The sequence below is a fragment of the Geodermatophilus marinus genome, from assembly GCF_003428645.1.
Lineage (GTDB): Bacteria > Actinomycetota > Actinomycetes > Mycobacteriales > Geodermatophilaceae > Geodermatophilus.
Map to the genome: position 1 here is coordinate 48,370 of NZ_QVQH01000005.1, position 22,271 is coordinate 70,640.

Annotated in this window: 18 protein-coding genes; 4 read left to right on the top strand and 14 right to left on the bottom strand. The window is 75.7% G+C overall.

Annotated features, from left to right (window positions below; translation table 11 throughout):
* Positions 1 to 50 precede the first annotated feature (50 nt).
* Genes katG through D0Z06_RS07420 form a run of 3 tightly spaced genes read right to left on the bottom strand, consistent with a single transcriptional unit; the run spans position 51 to position 3,479 of the window.
* Entirely contained in the window at positions 51 to 2,270 is a 2,220-nt protein-coding gene (gene katG / locus D0Z06_RS07410; RefSeq protein WP_199522188.1) for a catalase/peroxidase HPI, read from the bottom strand.
* Positions 2,267 to 2,737 (bottom strand): Fur family transcriptional regulator, encoded by a 471-nt coding sequence (locus tag D0Z06_RS07415; RefSeq protein WP_117376746.1) that lies wholly within the window; start codon positions 2,735 to 2,737, stop codon positions 2,267 to 2,269. Before D0Z06_RS07415 ends, katG begins: the two co-directional genes overlap by 4 nt.
* A 31-nt stretch (positions 2,738 to 2,768) precedes the next feature.
* The gene (locus tag D0Z06_RS07420) at positions 2,769 to 3,479 is read right to left on the bottom strand and encodes an NRDE family protein (protein WP_233517519.1); all 711 of its coding nucleotides are present in this window, start codon (positions 3,477 to 3,479) and stop codon (positions 2,769 to 2,771) included.
* Positions 3,480 to 3,582: 103 nt separating this feature from the next.
* Here D0Z06_RS07420 and serA point away from each other — a divergent pair, with 103 nt between their 5' ends.
* A complete protein-coding gene (serA, locus tag D0Z06_RS07425) occupies positions 3,583 to 4,794 on the top strand; it encodes a phosphoglycerate dehydrogenase (protein ID WP_117376748.1) in 1,212 nt (403 codons plus the stop codon).
* 60 nt (positions 4,795 to 4,854) lie between these two features.
* On the opposite strand, the gene D0Z06_RS07430 is transcribed toward serA, so the two are convergent.
* The 4 genes from D0Z06_RS07430 to D0Z06_RS07445 are packed head-to-tail and all read right to left on the bottom strand — an operon-like array spanning position 4,855 to position 11,346.
* The gene (locus tag D0Z06_RS07430; RefSeq protein WP_117376749.1) at positions 4,855 to 6,000 is read right to left on the bottom strand and encodes a cupin domain-containing protein; all 1,146 of its coding nucleotides are present in this window, start codon (positions 5,998 to 6,000) and stop codon (positions 4,855 to 4,857) included.
* Positions 5,997 to 7,694, bottom strand: a complete 1,698-nt coding sequence (locus D0Z06_RS07435) for a (2,3-dihydroxybenzoyl)adenylate synthase (RefSeq protein ID WP_199522189.1) — start codon at positions 7,692 to 7,694, stop codon at positions 5,997 to 5,999. The genes D0Z06_RS07430 and D0Z06_RS07435 overlap by 4 nt, the downstream gene beginning before the upstream one ends.
* Positions 7,691 to 9,757, bottom strand: coding sequence for an acetate--CoA ligase family protein (locus D0Z06_RS07440; RefSeq protein ID WP_117376750.1), 2,067 nt, complete (start codon positions 9,755 to 9,757; stop codon positions 7,691 to 7,693). Before D0Z06_RS07440 ends, D0Z06_RS07435 begins: the two co-directional genes overlap by 4 nt.
* The gene (locus tag D0Z06_RS07445; protein WP_117376751.1) at positions 9,754 to 11,346 is read right to left on the bottom strand and encodes an FAD-dependent monooxygenase; all 1,593 of its coding nucleotides are present in this window, start codon (positions 11,344 to 11,346) and stop codon (positions 9,754 to 9,756) included. The genes D0Z06_RS07440 and D0Z06_RS07445 overlap by 4 nt, the downstream gene beginning before the upstream one ends.
* Positions 11,347 to 11,500: 154 nt before the next feature.
* Between D0Z06_RS07445 and D0Z06_RS07450 the strand changes: the two genes are divergently transcribed.
* Positions 11,501 to 12,304 (top strand): PaaX family transcriptional regulator, encoded by an 804-nt coding sequence (locus tag D0Z06_RS07450; protein ID WP_117376752.1) that lies wholly within the window; start codon positions 11,501 to 11,503, stop codon positions 12,302 to 12,304.
* Between the two features lie 28 nt (positions 12,305 to 12,332).
* Here the strand turns inward: D0Z06_RS07450 and D0Z06_RS07455 are convergent, their stop codons facing one another.
* On the bottom strand, positions 12,333 to 12,722 hold the full coding sequence (locus D0Z06_RS07455) for a hypothetical protein (protein ID WP_233517520.1): 390 nt from the start codon (positions 12,720 to 12,722) through the stop codon (positions 12,333 to 12,335).
* Between the two features lie 149 nt (positions 12,723 to 12,871).
* The gene (locus D0Z06_RS07460) at positions 12,872 to 14,809 is read right to left on the bottom strand and encodes an FAD-dependent monooxygenase (RefSeq protein WP_117376753.1); all 1,938 of its coding nucleotides are present in this window, start codon (positions 14,807 to 14,809) and stop codon (positions 12,872 to 12,874) included.
* Positions 14,810 to 14,886: 77 nt separating this feature from the next.
* On the opposite strand from D0Z06_RS07460, the gene D0Z06_RS07465 reads away from it, so the two are divergent.
* The gene (locus D0Z06_RS07465) at positions 14,887 to 15,624 is read left to right on the top strand and encodes an IclR family transcriptional regulator (RefSeq protein WP_117376754.1); all 738 of its coding nucleotides are present in this window, start codon (positions 14,887 to 14,889) and stop codon (positions 15,622 to 15,624) included.
* 3 nt (positions 15,625 to 15,627) lie between these two features.
* Here the strand turns inward: D0Z06_RS07465 and D0Z06_RS07470 are convergent, their stop codons facing one another.
* From D0Z06_RS07470 to D0Z06_RS07485, 4 genes are read right to left on the bottom strand one after another with little or no spacing between them, the layout of a single operon-like run.
* The gene (locus D0Z06_RS07470) at positions 15,628 to 16,266 is read right to left on the bottom strand and encodes a trimeric intracellular cation channel family protein (RefSeq protein WP_117376755.1); all 639 of its coding nucleotides are present in this window, start codon (positions 16,264 to 16,266) and stop codon (positions 15,628 to 15,630) included.
* Between the two features lie 53 nt (positions 16,267 to 16,319).
* Positions 16,320 to 16,790 (bottom strand): Lrp/AsnC family transcriptional regulator, encoded by a 471-nt coding sequence (locus D0Z06_RS07475; protein ID WP_117376756.1) that lies wholly within the window; start codon positions 16,788 to 16,790, stop codon positions 16,320 to 16,322.
* Between the two features lie 49 nt (positions 16,791 to 16,839).
* Positions 16,840 to 17,091: a hypothetical protein gene (locus D0Z06_RS07480; RefSeq protein WP_117376757.1), complete on the bottom strand. Its 252-nt coding sequence runs from the start codon at positions 17,089 to 17,091 to the stop codon at positions 16,840 to 16,842.
* Between the two features lie 55 nt (positions 17,092 to 17,146).
* A complete protein-coding gene (locus D0Z06_RS07485) occupies positions 17,147 to 20,686 on the bottom strand; it encodes an indolepyruvate ferredoxin oxidoreductase family protein (protein WP_117376758.1) in 3,540 nt (1,179 codons plus the stop codon).
* Positions 20,687 to 21,137: 451 nt separating this feature from the next.
* Here D0Z06_RS07485 and D0Z06_RS07490 point away from each other — a divergent pair, with 451 nt between their 5' ends.
* Entirely contained in the window at positions 21,138 to 21,653 is a 516-nt protein-coding gene (locus D0Z06_RS07490; RefSeq protein WP_117376759.1) for a hypothetical protein, read from the top strand.
* A 78-nt stretch (positions 21,654 to 21,731) separates the two neighbouring features.
* On the opposite strand, the gene D0Z06_RS07495 is transcribed toward D0Z06_RS07490, so the two are convergent.
* Positions 21,732 to 22,229: a single-stranded DNA-binding protein gene (locus D0Z06_RS07495; protein WP_117376760.1), complete on the bottom strand. Its 498-nt coding sequence runs from the start codon at positions 22,227 to 22,229 to the stop codon at positions 21,732 to 21,734.
* Between the last annotated feature and the right edge of the window lie 42 nt (positions 22,230 to 22,271).

Sequence of the window (22,271 nt, forward strand, 5' to 3'; positions counted from 1 at the left end):
CGGACGCCCCGGCCCGCGGGTGCGGGCCGGGGCGTCCGGGGAGGTGGGGTCTACCGCAGGTCGAAGCGGTCGAGCTCCATCACCTTGACCCAGGCGGCGGCGAAGTCCTGCACGAACTTCTCCTTCGCGTCGTCGGACGAGTAGACCTCGACGATGCCGCGCAGGATCGAGTTCGAGTTGAACACCAGGTCGGCCGCGGTGGCGGTGCGGACGACGGTGCCGTCGGCGTCCCGGCCCTCGTACACGCCCTCGGTCTCGGCCGAGGTCGACCACGAGATGCCCAGGTCGAGCAGGTTCTGGAAGAAGTCCTGGGAGAGGACCCCCGGCCGGTCGGTGAAGACGCCGTGCGGCACGCCGCCGGTGTTGGCGCCCAGCACCCGCAGCCCGCCGACCAGGACGGTCATCTCCTTGGGCGTCAGCTCCAGCATGTAGGCCTTGTCGACGAGCAGGGTCTCCGGCGCGATCTTGGTGTCGGGGACGATCCAGTTGCGGAACCCGTCGGCCCGCGGCTCGAGCCAGCCGAAGTTCTCGACGTCGGTCTGCTCCTGGGAGGCATCGGTCCGCCCCGGGGAGAACGGCACGGTCACCGGCACGCCGGCGTCGGCCGCGGCCTTCTCGACCGCCGCGGTGCCGCCGAGCACGATGAGGTCGGCCAGCGAGACCTTCGTGCCGGTCTGCTGCTCGAACTCGCCCTTGACCCGCTCGAGCACCGGCAGCACGTCCCGGACGCCCGCGTTGACCGCCCAGCCGATCTGCGGCTCGAGCCGCAGCCGCGCGCCGTTGGCGCCCCCGCGCTTGTCGGTGCCGCGGTAGGACGCGGCGGCCGACCAGGCGGTGTGCACCAGCTGCGAGACCGTCAGGCCCGAGGCGAGCAGGCGCTGCTTGAGGGCGGCGACCTCGGCCTCGCCGACCAGCTCGTGGTCGACCGCGGGCACCGGGTCCTGCCAGATCAGGTCCTCGGCCGGGACGTCGGGGCCGAGGTAGCGGCTCTTCGGGCCCATGTCGCGGTGCAGCAGCTTGAACCAGGCGCGGGCGTAGGTGTCCTGGAAGTACTCCGGGTCGCCGCGGAACCGCTCCGCGTACCGGCGCAGCTCCGGGTCGACCTTCAGGGCCACGTCGGCCGTCGACATCATCGGCGGGTTCTTCTTGCCCTCGATGTGCGCGTCGGGCACGAGCTCCTGGGCCTCGGGGTTGCTCGGCTGCCACTGCTTGGCGCCGGCCGGGCTCTCGGTCAGCTCCCAGTCGAGGCCGAACAGCGTGTCCCAGTAGGAGTTGTCCCACTGGGTCGGCGTCGGGGTCCAGGCGCCCTCGAGGCCGCTGGTGATCGTGTCGGCGCCCTTGCCGGTGCCGTACTGGCTGATCCAGCCCAGGCCGTTGCCGTGCACCGGGCAGCCCTCGGGCTCCGGGCCGATCAGCTCGGGGTTGCCGGCGCCGTGGGTCTTGCCGAAGGTGTGGCCACCACCGATCAGGGCGACGGTCTCCTCGTCGGTCATGCCCATCCGGCGGAAGGTCACCTTGATGTCGTGCGCCGAGGCGAGGGGGTCGGGGTTGCCCTTCGGGCCCTCGGGGTTGACGTAGATCAGCCCCATGGTGACGTTGGCGAGCGGGCCCTCGTCGAGGTCGAGCGGCTCCTCGCCCGCGTACCGCTCGTCGCCGAGCCAGGTGTCCTCCGGGCCCCAGAAGACCTCCTCGGGCTGCCAGACGTCCTCGCGGCCGAAGGCGAAGCCGAAGGTCGGCAGGCCCATGTCGTCGTGCGCGACGTTGCCGGCGAGCACGAGCAGGTCGGCCCAGGACAGCGTGCGGCCGTACTTCTGCTTGATCGGCAGCAGCAGCCGACGGGCCTTGTCGAGGCTCGCGTTGTCCGGCCAGCTGTTGAGCGGGGCGAAGCGCTGGGCACCCTGGCCGCCGCCACCCCGGCCGTCGGCGATGCGGTAGGTGCCGGCCGCGTGCCACGACATCCGGATGAACAGGGGGCCGTAGTGGCCCCAGTCGGCCGGCCACCAGTCCTGCGACGTGCGCATGAGCCGGCGCAGGTCCTGCTTCAGCGCCTCGACGTCCAGCTTCGCGAACTCGGCCTTGTAGTCGAAGTCCGCACCCAGCGGGTCGGAGTCCTTCGAGGGCTTGTTCAGCACCGAGAGGTCCACCTGGTTGGGCCACCAGTCCCGGTTCGTGCGGGGGCGCTGGCTGGTGTCGGCGGTCGGCGACGGGATCGCCGGGTTCTCGCTCTCGCTGGTGCTGTCGGTCCGGACCTTGTTCTCTTCGCTCTTCACGGTGTCCCTCTCTCTGCTGCGGTGCGGTCGGGTGGGGCGGGGGACGGGCCGGCCGCGCACGACGGGCAGCGGCCCCAGTAGACGACCTCGGCCTCGTCGATGACGAAGCCGCCGTCGTCGGAGGGGGTCAGGCAGGGTGTGGTACCGGTGGCGCAGTCGACGTCGACGATGGCGCCGCAGGACCGGCAGACCAGGTGGTGGTGGTTGTCGCCGACCCGCGCCTCGTAGCGCGCGACCGAGCCCTGCGGCTGGATGCGCCGCACCAGCCCGCTGTCGGTCAGGGCGCGCAGCACGTCGTACACGGCCTGGTGCGACACGGCCCCCATGCGGGCGCGGGCGGCCCCGATCAGCGTCTCGGTGTCGACGTGCGGGTGCGCGTGGACGGCGTCGAGCACCGCCAGCCGCGGGCGGGTGACCCGCAGCCCCGCCGCCCGCAGGAGGCGTTCGAGTTCCGCGGCGTCCGGCACGGCTCCATCCTCGCCGCTTACCTTGAACGGGTCAAGAACTGGCCCGGCCCGGCGCGGCCGCGAGGTCGAGGGCCTGCCAGGAACCCGGTGTCCAGGGCCGTCGGCTGAACTCCAGGCGCAGGGCACCCGGGCGCGCCTCGATCAGCTGGCCGCACACGGTGGCGAAGACCAGCCCGTCCCGCTCGTGGCGGACCACCAGCGCACCGGGGTCGTCCTGGGGTGGCGCCCCCTGGACGAGCGCGCGCCAGCCCTCCGGGACCGCCGCCGCGGTGAAGGCGGCCAGGTGGCGGTCGGCCTTGCGGTCCTCGGGGCCGCCGGAGGTGATCATCGTCGTCCCCTCGGCGTGGGCCGTGCGGGTCAGCGCGGCACCGTCGAAGTCCCAGGTGGTCAGCCCGTCCGGGGCCGCCAGCACCAGCAGGAAGCTCGCCATCCCCTCCAGCCGCACGTGCGCCGGCCAGTCCGCGCCGTGCGCGACCCCCCGCAGGGGGAGCACGCCGCGGCTGGCCGCGCCCGGCGCGGCGGCCGGCCGCTGCGGCCGGTTGAGCACCAGGGCGGTGACGCCGGTGCCGACGTCGGTGGCGCACCAGGTGCCACCGGCGGCGCGGTCCCGCCCGCCGACGACCTCGGGCAGCCCGGGCCACCACCGGCCCGGGTCGTCGAACTCCCGAGTCGTCAGCTCGTCGCGCAGCGCGAGGACCCGGACCGGGCGTCCGGCGGCCCAGCGGACCACCACGGTGCACACCCGCCGATGATCCCAGCGCCCGGGGCGCCCGGTCGACGGCGGGGCCCGCGCGCGGCCCTGCGAGGATCGGGCGAGCCCGCATCCCGAGGAGGACGAGTCCGACATGCCCAGAGCCCTGCTGCTGGAGAACATCGACCCGGTGGCGGTGGACCTGCTGTCCTCGGCCGGGTACGAGGTGGAGGCGCGGCGGGGCGCGCTGGACGAGACCGACCTGGTCGCCGCCCTCGACGGCGTGGAGCTGCTCGGCATCCGGTCGAAGACGCAGGTGACCGCGGAGGTCGTGCACCGGCACCCCGGTCTCGCCGCGGTGGGGGCCTTCTGCATCGGCACCAACCAGATCGACCTGGCCGCGGCGGCGGGGGCGGGCGTGGCGGTGTTCAACGCGCCCTACTCCAACACCCGCAGCGTCGTCGAGCTGGCGATCGCGGAGATCATCAGCCTGGCGCGGCGGTTGAACGACCGGGACCGGGCGCTGCACGCCGGGGTCTGGGACAAGTCGGCGACCGGGAGCCACGAGATCCGCGGGCGGACGCTGGGCATCGTCGGCTACGGCAACATCGGCAGCCAGCTGTCGGTGCTCGCCGAGGCGCTGGGCATGCGGGTGCTGTTCTACGACCTGGAGGACAAGCTCGCCCTCGGCAACGCCGAGGCCTGCGGCAGCCTGGAGGAGCTGCTGGAGCGGGCGGAGACCGTGTCGCTGCACGTGGACGGGCGGGCCGGCAACGCCGGGCTCTTCGGCGCCGCGCAGTTCGCCCGGATGCGCCGGCGCAGCCTGTTCCTCAACCTCTCGCGCGGCTTCGTCGTCGACCACGGGGCGCTGCGCGAGCACGTCCTGTCCGGCCACATCGCCGGGGCGGCGGTCGACGTCTTCCCCGACGAGCCGCGCGAGCAGGGCGACCCCTTCGACTCGGTGCTGCGCGGGCTGCCCAACGTCATCCTCACCCCGCACGTCGGCGGGTCCACCCAGGAGGCGCAGTACGACATCGGCCGGTTCGTGGCCGGCAAGCTGGCCGACTACGGGCGCACCGGGACGACGACGCTGAGCGTGAACCTGCCCGCGGTCGCCCTGCACGGGTCCTCCGCCGGCCGGTTCGCGCTGCTGCACCGCAACGTGCCCGGCGTCATGGCGCGCGTCGACGCGCTGGTCGGCGAGCACGGGCTCAACGTGGACGGCCAGGTGCTGGCCACCCGCGGGGAGCTCGGCTACGTCGTCACCGACGTGGGTGGGCAGCTGCCCCCGGCCCTGCTGGCCGCGCTGCGGGAGCTGCCCGAGACCGTCCGCCTGACGACGTTCCCCCGGAGCTGCTGGGACTGAGCGACACCGGGCCTGCGACCGGGTGCAGCGGACCGCCGGTGACGGCGGAGGGTGCCGGCCTCACCGAGCTCCGGCCACGGAGACGCGGTCGAGGTGCAGGGCCTCGAGGACCGGGGTGTCGCTGAACCGGAACAGGTCCAGGGCACCGGAGTCGGAGTCGGAGGTACCGGCCTCCGACCGCACCGTCAGCGGCTGCCACGAGGGCACGACGAACAGGTCGCCACGCCCGACCCGCCACGAGGCGTCGCCCACGGTCACGGTGCCGCTGCCGTCGAACACCTGCCAGACCGACGAGCCGGCCTCCCGGCGCGGCGCGGTCTCGGTCCCCCGGCGGACGCGGTGCAGCTCCGCCCGGATGGTCGGCAGCACGTCGCCGCCGGTGGTCGGGTTGGTGTAGCGGACGGCGGCGTGCCCGGGCTCGACGGTGCCGGGGTGCCCCTCGGCCTCCAGCTCCAGCTGGTCGGCCAGCGCGGCGTCGGTGTCGGCCCACCGGTAGTTCAACAGCGGGGTGCCGGGGGTCGCGCCGGGCGCGGAGACCGGGCGCAGGCCCGGGTGGCCCCACAGCCGCTGCGAGCGGGACCGCTCCGGGGTGCTGTGCTCGGCCTCGCTGATCCGGTCGCGGCCGAACTCGAAGAACTGTGACTCGGTGGCGTACTGGAACGGGATGTCCAGGCCGTCGATCCAGGCCATCGGCCGGCTCGCGGCGTTGTGGTGGGCGTGCCAGTTCCACCCCGCCTGCGGGAGGAAGTCGCCGCGGTTCATCGGCACCGGGTCGCGGCCCACCACCGTCCACACCCCCTCGCCCTCCACGACGAAGCGGAACGCGTGCTGGGTGTGCCGGTGCTCCGGGGCGTCCTCGCCCGGCATCAGGTACTGGATCGCCGCCCACAGCGTCGGGGTGGCGTACGGCTTGCCGCCCAGCGCCGGGTTGGCCAGCGCGATGGCCCGCCGCTCCCCGCCCCGGCCGACCGGCACGAGGTGCCCGGCCCGGTCGGCCAGCTCCAGCAGCTGCTGCCACCGCCAGACGTGCGGCACCGCCCGCGAGCGCGGGTGCACCGGCATCAGGTCGCCGATCTCGGTCCACAGCGGGACCAGCAGCTCCCGCTCGAACCCGCGGTACAGCTCCGCCAGCTCCGGCGTCGGCGTCGGCTGGTCGGGCGCGTCGACCGCCGTCAGCGAGACCGGCGAGGCGAGGTTCGAGGTCATGGCAGGGCGTCCTCTCGTGCGGTGAGCCGCTGGGCGATGTCCTCGCGCAGCGCCTTCTTGTCGATCTTCCCGACCTTCGTGGTGGCCAGCTCGTCGACGATCTCGAGGTGCTCGGGCCACGTGAAGGAGGCGATGCCGGCGGCGGCCATCGACGCCCGGACGGCGTCGAGGGTGAGGGAGGTCCCGGGCCTCAGCACGGCGTACAGGCAGACCCGCTCGCCGAGCCGGGGGTCGGGCATGGCGACGGCGGCGACGTGCGCCACCTGCGGGCAGAGCCGGTAGGCGAGGTTCTCGACCTCCTCGGCGCTGATTTTCTCCCCGCCGCGGTTGATCATGTCCTTGTCCCTACCCGCGACGACGAGGTTGCCGTCGGGTCGGCGGAGAACGATGTCGCCGCTGCGGTACCAGCCGTCGGGCGTGAACGCGCGGGCGTTCTGCTCCGGCGCCCGGTAGTAGCCGCGCGGGGTGTAGGGCCCGCGGGTGAGCAGGGCACCCGGCGTGCCGTCGGGGACGTCCCGGTCGAGCTCGTCCACCACGCGGACCTCGTCGCCCTCGCTCATCGGCCGGCCCTGGGTGGTGCAGACGACGTCCGCGGGGTCGTCGAGGCGGGTGTAGTTGAGCAGGCCCTCGGCCATGCCGAACACCTGCTGCAGGGTGCAGCCGAGCACCGGGCGCACGGTCCGGGCGACCTCGTCGGCCAGCCGGGCACCGCCGACCTGCAGCAGCTGCAGGGAGGCGAGCCGGCCGGCGCCCTGCTCGGCGGCGGAGGCCAGCCAGCGCTGGGCGACCGCGGGCACCACCGCGGTCACGGTGACGCCCTCGGCGGCGACGGTGGCGAAGGCGCGCTCCGGCTCGGGGGAGGGCAGCATGACCACCCGGCCGCCGGTCAGCAGGGCGCCGAGGATGCCCGGGCACGCCAGGGGGAAGTTGTGCGACGCCGGCAGCGACACCAGGTAGACCGAGTCCGGGCCGAGGCCGCACACCTCTGCGCTGGCGCGGGCGTTGTAGGCGTAGTCGTCGTGGGTGCGCGCGATGAGCTTCGGCAGCCCGGTCGTGCCGCCGGAGAGCAGGAAGACCGCCACGCTGCGGCCGGCGGGCTGGTCGGCGTCCCACCGCGAGCGGACGGCGGCCGGGTCGTCGGGCTCGGCGCACAGCGCGGTGAGGTCGACGTGACCCGGGCGCACCGGGTCCCCGACCACGAGGACGTGCTCGAGGGTCTCCGACCCGGTGCGCAGCTCCTCGGCCATCTCGGCGTGGTCGAACCCGCGCAGCGTGCCCGGCACCGCCAGGGCCGCCGACGCGCTGTGCGCGGCCAGGTGGCCGAGCTCGTGCTGGCGGTGCGCCGGCAGGGCCATCACCGGCACGATCCCGGCGCGCAGGCAGGCCAGGGTGAGCACGACGAACTGCCAGCAGTTGGGCAGCTGGACGACGATGCGGTCCTCGCGGACCAGGCCGAGGTCGTCGACCAGCCGGCCCGCGAGCGTGTCCGCCCGCGCGACCAGCGACCGGTAGGTCAGCCGGACGTCGCCGTCCACCAGGGCGACCGCGTCGGGGTGCGCGTCGGCGGCGGCGAGCAGGTCGGCGCCGAGCGCGACCCCGCGCCACCAGCCCCGCTCGGTGTACCGCCGCGCGAACTCCTCGGGCCAGGGGACGACGCCCTCGGCGATCGGCGGAACGGCGCGGGCGCGGGTCACGGTCGCTCCTCCCTGCTACCGGTGGGGTCGCCCAGGGTCAGCACGGCGTCGAGCGCGAGCAGCCCGCGGGCGGTCACGCGCAGCGGGTTGATCTCCACGTCCTCGACCTCGGGGTGGGTGGCCAGCAGGTCCCCGAGGGCGGCCAGGACGCGGCCGAGCGCGGCGCGGTCGGCGACCGGGCCGCCGCGGAAGCCGTCGAGCAGCACCCGGCCGCCGAGCTCGTCGGCGAGCGCCCCGGCCTCCTCGACACCCAGCGGCGCCGGCGCGACCGCCACGTCGGCGAGGGCCTCGGCCACCACGCCGCCGAGCCCGAGCAGGACGACCGGCCCGAAGACCGGGTCGCGGGAGGCCCCGACGACGAGGTCGACCCCGGAGGGCGCCATCGACTCGACGAGGAAACGCTCGGCTCCGATCCCCGCCAGGGCGTCGAGGGCGGCGTCGAGCCCGGCGGCGTCCCGGATGCCGAGGTGCACGCCGCCGACGTCGGACTTGTGGGTCACCGTGGGGTCGAGCAGCTTCACCGCGACCGGCCCGGGCAGCTCGGCGAGGGCGCGGTGCGCGCCCGCCCGGTCGGCGCAGGCCCGCCGGGGTGGCGTGGGCACCCCGAGCCGGCCGAGGAGGGTCTTGGCCTCGTCCTCGTCGAGGGCGCGATGGGGGACGGTTGCCTGCACCGGCGGGCGCGGAGCCGCGGTCGCCGCGCGACCCCGGGCGCGGGCGTCCTCGACGAGGGCCGCGACCGCGACGGTCAAGGCGGTCGGTCCGCCGAGGGCGGGCACGCCGAGCTTGCGCAGCGCCTGGCGCTGCGGTGCCACCTGCTCGGCCGGGCCGCCCAGGCCGACGACGACCGGTCCGGCGCCGTCGGCGAGGGCGCTTTCCACGGCCGCCGGGAGGTCGAGCGCGTCGGGCTCGGAGAGGGCGTAGACGCTGACCAGGTCGACCCCCGGGTCCGCGGCGACGGTGGCCATCACCCGGCCGAAGCCGGGGCCGGGGCGGCCGGTGTCCACGGGGTTGGCCTGGTAGGTCAGCGGCGGCAGCAGCTCGCGCACCGCGGCCTGCGTGGTGTCGGCCAGCGGCGGGACCGCGACGCCGCGGCCGCGCAGCCCGTCGACGTGCAGCAGGGCGGGCCCGGCCTGGGCGGTGACCACCCCGACCCCGGGGGCGGGAACCGGCGGCAGCCGCAGCGCCGACAGCGCGGTGACCGCGTCGACCAGCTCGCGCTCGTCGTCGACCAGTACCGCGCCGGCCGCCCGGAGCGAGGCCCGGGTGGTGCGCCAGGACGTGACCAGGGCGCCGGTGTGCGAGCGGGCGAACTCGGCGACGTCGGTGCGCCCGACGACGAGCGCGGCGACCGGGACCCGCGCGGTCAGGGTCCGCACCGCGGCGGTCAGCGCCGCGCCGTCGGCAACCGTCTCCACGTGCAGGGTCACGGCCCGGGTGGTCCCGTCCCCGGACAGGTGGGCCAGAACGTCGGCGGCGGTGACGTCGACGGCGTTGCCCAGGCCCACGGCGAGCGAGACCCCGACGTCGGCCTCGGCGAGCAGGAAGGCCAGCGCGTGGTTGACCCCGCCGCTGGCCGCGACCACCGCCGCCGGGCCGGCGGGCACCGCGCCCGCCCCGGGCACGAAGCTGGCGGTCAGGCCGCGGGCGGGGACGAGGAAGCCGGAGGTGTTCGGGCCCAGCAGCGCGATGCCGCCGTCCCGGGCCGCTGCCGCCAGGTCCTGCTGGTGGCCCGCTCCCGGGCCCCCGGCCTCGGCGTAGCCGCCGGAGCAGACCAGGGCGGCGCGCACGCCGGCCCGCGCCGCGTCGGCCACGGCCGGCGCGGACACCGCGGCCGGCACGCAGAGCACCGCCAGGTCGATCGGGTCCGGGGAGGCCGCCGCGGCGTCGGCGACGGTGGCGTACCGGCCGGCCGCCGGGTCCACGTCGCGGGGGTTGACCCCCACCACGCTGCCGGTGAAGCGGCCCAGGGAGCGGGCCATGACCGCGCCGAGCTTGGCCGGGTCGCGCGAGGCCCCGACGACCGCGATCCCGCGGGGGGCGAACAGCGGGTCCAGACGGCTCACCGGCCCGCCTCCTCGGCGGGTGCGCTCACCAGGTCGGTGCGGCCGGACACCACGGCGGTCACGGCGACGTCCCGGGCGGAACCGGGGTCGACCTCCTCGACCAGCAGGCTCACCGCTCCGTGCTCGAGCCGGGCCGCCTCGCACAGCAGCCGGCGGGTGAGCGCCGTGCCGCCGCCGGCGGCGACGAGGGCGGTACCGGCGGCGACGCCCTTCGCGACGGCGTCGAGGGCGGCGAGCAGCCCGTCCTCGCGGTCGGGAGCAGCCACCTGCAGGCCCCAGGGGCTGCCGTCGTCGGCGGGCCCCGGCCGCAGGGGGAGCGGGCCGCCGGGCAGGTGGGCCGCCCCGTCGCCGACCACGACGACCCGCCCCGCCAGCCGCTGACCGGCGACCTCGAGGGGGCTGTCCAGCGGCTCGGCCCCGTGGACCGCGCGCCAGCGGTCGTGGACGCCGGCGACGAACGCGTCGTCGCGGCGGCGCAGCTTCGACTCGGTCAGGCTGCGGGTGAAGAAGTGGTAGGCGAACTGCCACGCCGGGAGGGTGTCGTGGGAGCGGCCGAAGTGCTCCCACCACGACAGGCTGGGACGCGCGGAGTCCTGGATCCTCGCGACCTGGGGCTGCCGGACCGTCTCGTAGGTCGCCAGGGCGGCGTCGACGTCGTCCCCGTGCTCGTCCAGGGCGGTCACCAGCGCGACGGCGTCCTCCATGGCCATCTTGGTGCCGGAGCCGACCGAGAAGTGGGCGGTGTGCGCGGCATCGCCGAGCAGCGCGACCGCGGTGCCGCCCACCCGGTGCCGCCAGCGGCGGGCCCGGCGGGTGCGGAAGTTGCCCCACCGCGAGTTGTTGACCAGCAGCGGGTGCCCGGCGATCTGCCCGGCGAAGAGGTCCTGCAGGTAGGCCTTCGTCCTCTCGTCGCTCGGGCCCGGAGGCTGGGTGACGTCGAACCCGTCGAGGCCGGCGGCGCGCCAGGAGTCCTCGTCGGTCTCGACGATGAACGTGCCGACGCCGGTGCCGATCGGGTAGCCGTGCACCGCGAAGACCCCGTGCGGCCCGCGTTCGTGGAGGAAGGTCAGACGCTCGAACGGGTACGTGGTGCCCAGCCAGACGAACTTGGCGGTCGCGGTCTCGGCCGAGGGCTCGAAGACGTCGGCGAACCGGTCCCGCAGGCGGGAGTGGGCGCCGTCGGCGGCGACGACCAGGTCGTAGCCGGCCGCCAGGAGTGCGTCGGGATCGACCTCGGTGGAGAAGCGGACCTCGACGCCGGCCTCGACGGCGCGCCGCTGCAGCAGGTGCAGCAGCGTCCTCCGCTCCACGGCGGCCATGCCGTTGCCGTGGCAGAGGAAGCGCTCACCGTGCAGCCGGACCTCGATGGGGTCCCAGTGCACGCCGTGCTCGGTGAGCGCGTCGCGGACGACCGGGTCGGCCGCGTGGATGCCCTCGAGCGCGGCGTCGGAGAAGACCACGCCGAAGCCGAACGTGTCCTCGGCCCGGTTGCGCTCGAGGACGGTGACCTCACGATCTGGTCTGCCGGCTCTGGCCAGAGTGGCGGCGAACAGGCCCCCGGGGCCACCGCCCACTACCGCGATGCGCATCGTGCGCCCCCCTCGGGCCCTCATGTGTCATGTGCGGCGTCGAGTAGCGCAACGTTGACACAGAACGTCTCGCCGGGGCAACCTCCTGCCGGCACGGGTGCCGTCGCAGCGTGCTGGTCGGACGAACACCACGAGTGCGCGCCGAGGGAGCTGGATGAAGCCGCGGTCCGTCGTCTTCGACCTGTTCGGGGACCACTTGCGCTACCACGGCGGCGCGGCGCGGACCCGGGCGCTGGTCGACCTGCTGGCGGTGTTCGACGTCGGGGAGCCGACCGCGCGCGTAGCCCTCGCGCGCATGCGGAAGGAGGGTTGGTTCGACACCCGTCGCGAGGGACGTCAGGCCGTGTACGCCCTGACGGACCGGGCCTGGCGGCTGCTGGACGAGGGGCGCACCAGGATCTTCGAGCGCGCCCACCCGCCGTGGGACGGGCAGTGGCGCATGGTCATCTACGCGGTCTCCGACCAGGACCGCGCCGAACGCGAGCGACTCCGGCGGACGCTGGCCTGGCTGGGCTTCGGGCCGCTGGCCACGGCGACGTGGGTGAGCCCGCACGAGCGGCTCGACGAGGTGGAGCGCGCGCTGCCGGGCACGTCGGCCCGGCTGGACCTCCTGACCTGCCGGTCCCGGAACCGGGCGACCGATCTCGACATGGTCGATCGGTGCTGGCACCTGACGGCGCTCGGCCGCGACTACCAGGACCTCATCTCCCGCCTGGAGGGGCTGCCCGCGCCGTCGGAACTGGCCACGATGCCCGGCCGCGAGGCGCTGCGGCTGCGCATCGAGCTGGTCGCCAGCTACCGGCACTTCCCGTTCCGCGACCCCGATCTGCCGGGAGAGCTGCTGCCGGAGGACTGGCCCGGTCCCCGCGCGCACGAACTCTTCGTGGCCGCCCACGAAGCGCTCGCGGAGCCGGCCGACGTCTTCGTGGCCACCGTGCTGGGGCGGCACGTGCCCTGAGCCCGCCGGCGGGTGCGGCGGCCCCCGGTCACCGCCCGCCGGCGGCACCTCCCTCCGGGCCGCGCCCGTCCCCGTCGCCGTCCCCCTGCTGGTCCGCGTCCTGGTCCTTCCCGAGCCGCACCCCGGGGGCCCGGGCGTCCATCCGCTCCAGGCGCTGGCGGATCGCCGCGACGTTGAGCGCGAGGTCCTCGAGCGCCTCGACGGCGCGCGTCCCGAGCGCGAAGGTGAGGTTCTCGCGCTGCCGCTCGGGGCTCGGCTCCCGCTCGGCCGGCGGGATCCGGGTGCGCCCGGAACCGCGCGTCGCCTGCGCCCACGGCTCGTCGCTGCCCTGGTCGCTGCCCTGGTCGCCGAGGAACTGGCGCAGCATCCGCTGCGCCAGCTCGAGGAACTCGCCCGGGTCGGGCCGGTCGCTGGCCATCCGTCTCCTCCAGACCGTGTGCCGCTCGTCGCGCGGACCGGGGCCGGTCCGGGCCGATGCGACCAACGTACGACCACCGGCCGCTCCCGACAGCCTCAGGGACGCCCGGTGCCGCGAGCGCCGGGCTCCCGCGGCCACCCGGCGCCCGGCTACCGGGCGTCGAGGAGCACGCCGGACAGGAAGTCGGCCAGCTCGCGGTGCGCCTCCAGGGGCAGCACGGCGGCGACGTGCTGGTCCGGCCGGACCAGCACCGCGCAGCCCCGCTCCCGGTCGACGCCGCGCAGGTCGAAGACGTCCGCCCGCGGGTCGGCGCAGAACGCCTTCTCGTGGTCGACCAGGCCGAACCTGCCCTTGCGGGGCAGCAGCACCGCCGGCAGGGCCTCGACGGCGAGGTCGCGGTGGCCCTGCTGGAAGACGGCGCGGACGTCGATCACCGCGTCCGGGTCGGCGCCGGGCGGCGTGTGCCGCAGCAGCGGTGACCCCTCGGCGGCGAGCGCGTCGAGCAGCGCCCGGGCCCGGGAGCCCGCCGACGCCGGGTCGGCCCGGTCGGCGAGGACGTAGAGCCGCCAGGCGCCGTCGGCGCGGGCGGCGTGCCCGAGCTGGACCGGCCGGGCGTCGGCCAGCCGGACCACCGGGGCGGAGTGGAAGCGCATGCCCAGCGGGAAGCCCTCGGCGAGGTGCTGGTGGGTCGCGGGGCCGGTGATCATCGAGGGTGCGTACCGGGTGGCGACGCCGGCGGTGAAGCGGCCCTGCTGCACGAAGTACCGCTGGAACTCCGCGGGGTCGACCCCCTCGCCCTCCCCGGCGCCCTCCCCGGTGCCGTCGCCGTCCTTCGGTGGGGCGCTGAACATCCGGGCGAACTCGCGGTCGAAGTCGATGAGCTCCCGGGCGACCGCCTGCCGCTCCTCGGTGTAGGTGTGCAGCAGCTCCGGGCGGGCGGTGCCGCGCAGGACGGCGGCGAGCTTCCAGCCGAGGTTCCAGGCGTCGGCCATGGAGACGTTCATGCCCTGACCGGCCTTGGCGCTGTGCGTGTGGCAGGCGTCGCCGGCGATGAACACCCGCGGCAGGCGGGTGCCGGTCTCGGCGGCCGGCACGTCGTCGAACCGGTCGCAGAGCCGCTGGCCGATCTCGTACACCGACCACCAGCCGACGTCGCGCACGTCGATCGTGTAGGGGTGCAGGATCCGGTTGGCGACCGCGGCCAGCTTCTCGGGCGTGACGGTGCGCCGGTCGAGCAGCTCGCGGTCGTGCACCGCGTCCAGCTCGATGTAGAGCCGGACCAGGTACCCGCCCTCGCGCGGGATGATCAGCAGGTTGCCCTGGTTGGCCGAGTGGACGGCGCACTTGAGCCGGATGTCGGGGAAGTCGGTGACGGCCAGGACGTCCATCACGCCCCAGGAGGAGTTCATCGGGTCGCCGACGAGCTCCCGGCCGATCGCCGTCCGGATGCTGCTGCGCGCGCCGTCGCAACCGACGACGTACCTCGCCCGGACGGTCGAGGTCCGGCCGGTCGGGTGGCCGCCCTCCAGGTGCTGCAGCGTGAGGGTGACCGGGTGGTCGGCGGCGTCGGGGTCGATGTCGACGGCGGTGGCGTGCAGGCCGTAGGAGGGGCGCAGCCGGCCGCCCGACCGCGCCATGTGCTCGCGCAGCCAGGCGAGCACCCGGGCCTGGTTGACGATGACGTGCGGGAACTCCGACAGGTCCTCCTCGGTGTCCCGGACGCGGCCGGTGCGGGTGATCCGGCTGCGGTCGTCCGGGTCGGGGCGCCAGAAGGCGACCTCGTTGACCCAGTAGGCCTCGTCGACCAGCCGGGTCGCCAGGCCGAACGCCTCGAACACCTCGACGGTGCGCACGGCGACGCCGTCGGCCTGGCCCACCTCCAGCGGCCCGTCCCGGCGGTCGACGACGACCGTGCGGAGGTCGGGGAAGGCGGCCAGCTGCGCCGCCAGGACCAGGCCGGCCGGGCCGCAGCCGACGACCACGACGTCGGCCTCCTCGGGCAGGCCCTCGGGCCGCCCGGCGACGGCGGGGTGCGGCTCCTCGACCAGCGGGTCGCCGGTCCGGTATCCGTCCAGGTAGAACTGCACGACTCGACTCCCTCGGCACGTCCGACGTCCTCCCGACGGTCCCGGACGTCCCGCACGGGGGGATAGCCTTTTCTGCTGTGAGGAACCGGCCGGCCTACGCGATCGGGTCGGTCGACTCCGCCCTGCTGCTGGCCACCCTGCTCCAGCAGGAGGGTCCACTCCGCGTGACCGACGCCGCCGCGCGCCTGGGGGTCTCGGTCTCCACGGCGCACCGGTTGCTGGGGATGCTCGTCCACCGCGACTTCGCCGAGCAGCTGCCCGACCGCCGGTACGGGCCCGGGCCGGTGCTGCGGCGGGGGGTGCTGCACCAGGCACCGGTCGCCCGGCTGCGCGAGGTGGCCCTGCCGCACCTGCGGGCGCTGGTCGAGGCGGTGGGGGAGACGGCCAACGTCGTGGTGCTCGCCGGCCCGGACGTGCGCTTCGTCGCGACGGTGGAGTGCGACCGGGTGCTGCGGGTCGGGGACCGCACCGGCCGGACGCTGCCGGCCCACCTGAGCTCGGCCGGCAAGGCGGTGCTGGCCACGCTCGGGGGCGCGGAGCTCGCCCCGCTCCTCGCCCCGCTGGGGGAGGCCGGGGCGGCGCGGCTGGCACGGGAGCTGCGCACCGTCCGGCGCCGCGGGTTCGCGGTCAACGACCAGGGGACCGAGGAGGGGCTGACCGCGGTGGGTGTCGCCGTCCCGCCGGCCGGCGGCATCGGCGGTGCCGCCCTGTCGGTGGCCGCGCCCACGGTGCGCTGCTCGGCGGACCGGTGGCCGGGCTGGGCCACCCACCTCACCGCCGCGGCCGCGGCGATCGCCCGGGACCTGGGCGCCTGACCGTCAGCCGTCCCCGCTGCTCTCCCGTCGGCGCCGGCGGGGCGGGCCCGGTGCGTGCAGGTGGTACCGGACGCCGAGCAGGCGGACGCCGAAGCAGAGGGCGGCGGCGCCGATCGCGGCGGGCACCCCGTAGACGCCGGCGAGGCCGGCCACGACGGTGACCGCCGCCGCGGCGAGCGCGGGGATCGCGTGGAGGTCGCTGGTGAGGACGGCGGGGACCCGCCGGACGAGGACGTCGCGCAGCGTCCCGCCCCCGACCCCGGTGAGCGCCCCGAGCAGGACCGCCTGCACCGGGCCGAGGCCGAAGTCGAGCGCCTTGCTGGCCCCGGTGACCGCGAACAGGCTCAGGCCGGCCGCGTCGAGCACGGTGATCGGCGTGCGCAGCCGCTCCAGGTGGTGGGCGAAGCCGAACACCAGCAGGCCGCCGCCGGCGGCCACCGCGAGGTAGCGCCAGTCGCTGAACGTGGCCGGGGGCAGGTCGTCGAGGACGATGTCGCGCAGGATCCCGCCACCGAGCGCGGTGGTCATGGCCAGGGCGACGACCCCGACGATGTCCAGGTCCGCGGCGCGGACGGCGGTCAGCGCGCCGTTCAGCGCGAAGGCGAAGGTGCCCACGAGGTCGAGGACCAGGAGCAGCGTCACCCGGTGATGGTGCCCCGCCGGCCTCCGGCCGGGAGCACCCGGGCGGGGGGCGGCTACGGCCGGCCGGCGTCGCCGCGCCCGGCCGGGGCGTCCCCCATCTCGTCGAGGACCAGGAGGGTGTGCGTGGCCCGGACCCCCGGGATCGCCTGGAGCCGGTTGAGCACGAGGTCGCGCAGCGCTGTCGCGTCGGTGGTGCGGACCAGCAGCACCAGGTCGTGGTCGCCGGAGACCAAGGTCGCGTGCCACACCTCCGGGATGGCCCCGATGGCCTCCCGCACGTCCTTCCAGGTCTGCTGGGCGATGCGCAGGTGGACCAGTGCCGAGACCGCCAGCCCCAGTCGCTCCGGGTCGACGACCGCCTGGTAGCCACGGATCACGCCCTCCCGCTCCAGGCGCTGCACCCGGGCGTGCACGGCCGCCCGGGAGACGTGCACCTGCTCGGCCAAGGCGCGGACCGACAGTCGCCCGTCCCCGCGCAGGGCGTCGACGATGCGCCGGTCGATGTCGTCCAGCCGGGTCAGCACGACGCCATGGTGGCGCACCGGGGGATCGGCGCAGCGGGCCGGCCCGGTGTCAGCCGGGGAGGTTCTGCACGTCCCCCTCCGAGGGCCCCCGGGGGTCGCGCGGGTCCGGTGAGGTCCCGCTCGGCTGGACCCGGCCGCCCGCCCCCGCGGGCGGCGCCCCCTCCGTGAGCGCGGCGGTGTTGGGCTCCAGCCGCCCCTCGACCGCCGGGTCGGCCTCGAGCCCGTCGTCGTCCCGGGCGCCCGGCCGGCCGCGGCGGCCGCGGGTGGGCAGGTGGGTGAGCCAGCGTCGTAGCAGGGCCACGGGGACCTCCTCGTCGGGCAGGGTGCCGGCTGTGCGGGGTGTGGACGGGCCCGCGTCAGCCGACCACCGGGAGCGATCCGCCCCGGAGGCGGCCGTCGGTCAGGCGGGCCCGGAGCCGGTCCATCTGCTCGTGGTAGATCTCGACGTTGCGCAGCTTGATCTCGTCGTAGCCGCGGACCACGTCGGGCAGCCGGGCCAGCTCCACCGCCAGCTCGTGGTCGGCCGGGGTGAGGCGGTCGGCGATCTCCTCCAGGAGCTGCTCGTACTCGCGGACGAGCCCGCGCTCGACGACCCGGACGTGGTCGCGCCCGAAGGGGTCCAGCCGGGTGCCGCGCAGCCGCTTCATCCCGGCCAGCGCCCGGAACGCCGCGAGGCCCGCCCGCCCCGGGACGGTGATCTTGCGCTGCATGCCGAGCGCCTTCAGCGTCGGCGGGTGCAGCATGAAGCCGAACCTGGCGTCGGGGCCGAACCGGGCCCGCAGGTCCGTGGCGAGGGCGTCGTCGAGGTGCAGCCGGGCGACCTCGTACTCGTCCTTGTAGGCCATCAGCTTGTGCAGGCCGGAGGCGGCGGCCTCGGCCAGCTCCGAGTGCCCCGGGACCCGGTCCGCCTCGGCGGCGCGCACCCGCTCCACGGCCCGGGCGTAGCGCTCGGCGTAGGCCGCGTCCTGGTAGCCGACGAGGTCGGCCACCCGGACGTCGACCAGGTGCTCGAGGGGGGAGCCGGGCTCGGACCGGACGAGGGCGGCGAGCCGGCGCGCGGTGCGCGAGCGGACCGGCTGCGGGGTGCCGGCACCGGTCGCCGGGGTCAGCGCCGCCTCCAGCCCCTCCGGGTCGCTGACCGCCTGCCGGCCCCGGCGGAAGGCCTGCAGGTTCGTCGCGACCGCCACCCCGTTGAGCTCGATCGCCTGCTCGATCGAGTCCGCGCTCAGCGGCAGGGCGCCGCTCTGGTAGGCGGCGCCGACCAGCAGGATGTTGGCGGCCTGGTCGCCGCCGAACAGCCGCTCGGCCACGGCCTGCGCGTCGAGCCCGACGGCGGCGTCGGGCCGGGCCGCCCGTTCGATGCGGCGGAACAGCACGCCGGGGTCGGGGAAGGTGGTCCGCGTGTCGACGACCATCTGCCCGGTCGGCACCTGGGCGGTGGACACCACGGCGATCGTCCGCGCCCGGTCGGTGACCGCGAGGTTGCCCTGCTGGGCGCCGACGAGCAGGTCGCAGGCGAGGTAGAGGTCGCAGTCGGCCGCGGTGAGCTTGTTGGCCTGGTCGACCGGGGCGGTCGTGATCCGCAGGTCGGAGACGACCGGGCCGCCCTTCTGCGCCAGCCCGGTCTGGTCCAGGCCGCGGACGAACCGGCCGTCCAGCAGGGCGGCCGTGGCCAGCGTCTGCGCCACGGTGACCACCCCGGTTCCCCCGATGCCGGTGATCCGCATCCCGAACTCGTCGGTGGGCACCCGCAGCTCGGGCTCGGGCAGCTCCGTGCCGTCGAGCTCGGCCACGGCGGACCGCCGGGGTCCCTGCTTCCCGGGGACGACGGTGAGGAAGGAGGGGCAGTTGCCCTTCAGGCAGGAGTAGTCCTTGTTGCAGGACGGCTGGTGGATCTGGGTCTTGCGCCCGAACTCCGTCTCGACCGGGTGCACCGACAGGCAGTTGGACTGGACGCCGCAGTCCCCGCAGCCCTCGCAGACGCGCTCGTTGATGAGGACGCGCAGCGCGGGGTCCTCGAGCTTGCCGCGCTTGCGCTTCCGGCGCTTCTCGGCGGCGCACTCCTGGTCGTGCACGATCACGGTGACGCCCTCGATGCCGCGCAGCAGCTCCTGGGCCTCCACCATCCGGTCGCGGTCCCAGACCTCGACCCCCGCCGGCAGCCGCACGCCGGCGTACCGGTCGAGGTCCTCGGTGGTGACGACGACCCGCTTCACGCCCTCGGCGAGCAGCTCCTGCACGAGCTGGGGCACCGCCTGGATGCCGATCGCCGGCTGCGCCCCCGTCATCGCGACGTGGTCGTTGTAGAGCAGCTTGTAGGTGATGTTCGTGCCGGCGGCGATCGAGGCGCGGATGGCGAGGGTGCCGGAGTGGGCGTACGTGCCGTCCCCGATGTTCTGGATCAGGTGCGGCAGGCCGGTGAACGGCGCGGCGCCGATCCACTGGGCGCCCTCGTTGCCCATCGCGGTGATGCCGATGATCGAGCCGACGTCCTCCGGGCGCATGAAGACGGCGAGCACGTGGCAGCCCGTCCCCCCGCCGACGACCGCCCCCTCGGGCACGGCCGCGGCCGAGGAGTTGTGCGGGCACCCGGAGCAGAAGTACGGCGAGCGGGACAGCGCCAGCGGCGCGAGCTGCGGTCCGCCGGCCAGCCGCTCCAGCCGCTCCTCGACGGCCGGCACCTCCGCGAAGCGGCGGAGGCGCCCGGCCACCAGCCGGGCGATGGACCGGGTGTCCAGCTCGGCGTGGATCGGCACGAGGTGGGCGCCCCGCTCGTCGAGCTTGCCGAAGACCTGCGGCCGGTCGGTCAGGCCGTACAGCTCGTCCTTGAGGAACAGCTCCACGAACGGCCGCTTGTCCTCCAGGACCAGGACCTCCTCCAGCCCCGAGGCGAACTCCCGGACGACCCGGCCGTCGAGCGGGTAGGGCATGCGCAGCTGCAGCAGCCGGACGCCGAGGCGGCGCAGCTCGCCGTCGTCCAGGCCGAGCTCGCGCAGCGCCTGGCGCAGCTCGAAGTAGGTCTTGCCGGAGGCGACCAGGCCCAGCCGGTCGCCGGGCGTGCGCACGGTGATCCGGTTGATGTCGTTGGCGCGGGCGTAGGCCAGCGCCGCCTCGATGCGGGCGTAGACCATCGAGCGCTCCAGCTGCAGCACGCTCTCCCCGTACAGGTGGGAGGAGGGCACGTGCTCGTAGGGGCGGCCGTCGAGCTCGGCGGCGACCATCACCGGGTCTACCCGGTCGGGCGACACCAGCGCCGAGCCCGACCCGTCGGCGACCGGGGTGGACATCTTCAGCGCGGTCCACAGGCCCGAGCACCGGGACATCGCGATCGCGTGCAGCCCCAGGTCCAGGACCTCCTGGACGTCCCCGGGGTAGAGCATGGGCATCATCAGCGCCGCGGCGGCGACCTCGCTGGCCCCCGGGGTCGGGGAGGACTTGGCGGTGGGGTCGTCGCCGACCAGGGCCAGCGCGCCGCCGGTCCGCGTGGTGCCGCACAAGTTCGCCTGGCGCAGCGCGTCCATGGCGCGGTCGAAGCCGTTGGCCTTGCCGTACCACATGCCGACGACGCCGTCGTAGCGCGGATCGGGCAGCTGCTGGGCCAGCTGGCTGCCCATGACCGACGTCGCGGCCAGCTCCTCGTTGACGCCCATCGTGTGGACGACGTGGTGCTCGGCGAGCAGGGCCCGGCGGCGCTGCAGCTCCAGGTCGTAGCCGCCGAGGGGCGACCCCGGGTACCCGGAGATGAAGGTCGCCGTGTCCAGCCCCCGCGCGAGGTCCGCCCGCCGCTGGACCAGGGGCAGGCGGACCAGCGCCTGCACCCCGGTCAGGTAGATGGTGCCGTCCTCGACGGTGAACTTGTCGTCGAGGGACAGGGGCGACGCTTCGTGCAGGACCATGGGGGACTCGCCTCGTCGTTCGGGGTGGGCAGCGGGCGGCGGCCGGGACCGGTGGGCCTCGCCGGTGGACCCTGCCGGTGGGGCTCGCCGGTGGGGCCGGTGGGCGGGGCCTACCGGCCCACACTCGGGTCGCCGCGGCCGTCTGTCCAGTCGCGAGCGCCAGGACCGGACGAGCGGTCGCACGGGAGGGCTACCGGTCGGCCGGGGGCCGCCGCCTCGGCGGTCAGGGCGCCACCCGTCCTGCGGGCGCCGGGGTGCGGCCCCGGGACGGCGGGACTGTCACACCCGGGCGCACAATCGAACACGTGTTCGTACCCTGGTGGTCGCTCCTCGGCCGGGGTGGCGGGGCGCCGGCCCCGTCGCCCACCTCCGCGCTGCTGCCACCCCGGCTCGCCCGGGTCGGTCCGGTGCCCGGCCGGCCCCGGCGCCCCCTGATCCCGGAGAGGTCCCGATGACCGAGCCCACGTCCGCCCACCCCTTCCGCCGGGCCGCCGGGGAGGTCGCCTGGCGCTGCTCCTGCGGCAGGAGCCGCAACGCCGCCGTGCACCGCGGGGCGCCCGCCCCGGCCCGGGACGCCATGCCCGGCCCGGCCCGGGAGGCTGCACGCGCCTCCGACCGCACCACCACGCCCGCCCCGCCCCGGGCCGCTGCGCCCGCCCCCGACCGGGCCGCTCCGCGGGCCCGGGTGCGGCGGGCCGCGCCGGAGCGGGCGGTCACCGTCCCGACGGCCCACCTGCCCTCCGGTGAGCCGGTCCTGACCACCGACGTCGTGGGCAGCGACTTCGGGCTCCCGCTGGTCCGGCCGACCCGGACCCGCCAGGGGAGCCGGGTCCGGACCGTCCGCGCGCACTGCAGGGCGCACGGCGGGGTCGTCGTCTGGTTCACCGACGGGACCAAGACCCCGCCGCTGCACGGCCGCACGACGTGGCTCCTCGCCCCGCCGGACGGGCAGCGCCCCGTGGCCTGACCCGGTCGGTCGAGGAGGGCGGGGGCCCGCTGACGGGTCCCCGCCCTCCTCCGGTGCGCGGTGCGCCCGCCGTCGAGGTCAGAAGGGCGGCTCCTCGCTCAGGGCGCCGGCCGGTGCCGCCCACGGGTCCTCCGAGCCGCCCCGGCCGGCCCCCGCGCCACCGTTGCCGGCTGCGCCCCCGCCGGCCTCGTCGCCGGGGCGGTCGTGGGACCGGCCGGCCCGGGTGACGGTCGCGGTCGCGTAGCGCAGCGACGGGCCGATCTCGTCGACCTCCAGCTCGACGACGGTGCGCTTCTCGCCCTCCTTGGTCTCGAAGGAGCGCTGCTTGAGGCGACCCTGGGCCATCACGCGCGAGCCGCGGGTGAGTGACTCGGCGACGTGCTCGGCCGCCTGCCGCCACACGCTGCAGCGCAGGAAGAGCGCCTCGCCGTCCTTCCACTCCTGGGTCTGGCGGTCCAGGGTGCGCGGGGTCGAGGCGATGGTGAAGTTGGCGACCGCCGCGCCCGAGGGCGTCCAGCGCAGCTCGGGGTCGCTGGTCAGGTTGCCGATGACGGTGATGACAGTCTCGCCGGCCATGATCCGGTCCTCCGTGTGTGTCGGTGCAGCGCTCGGGTGAGC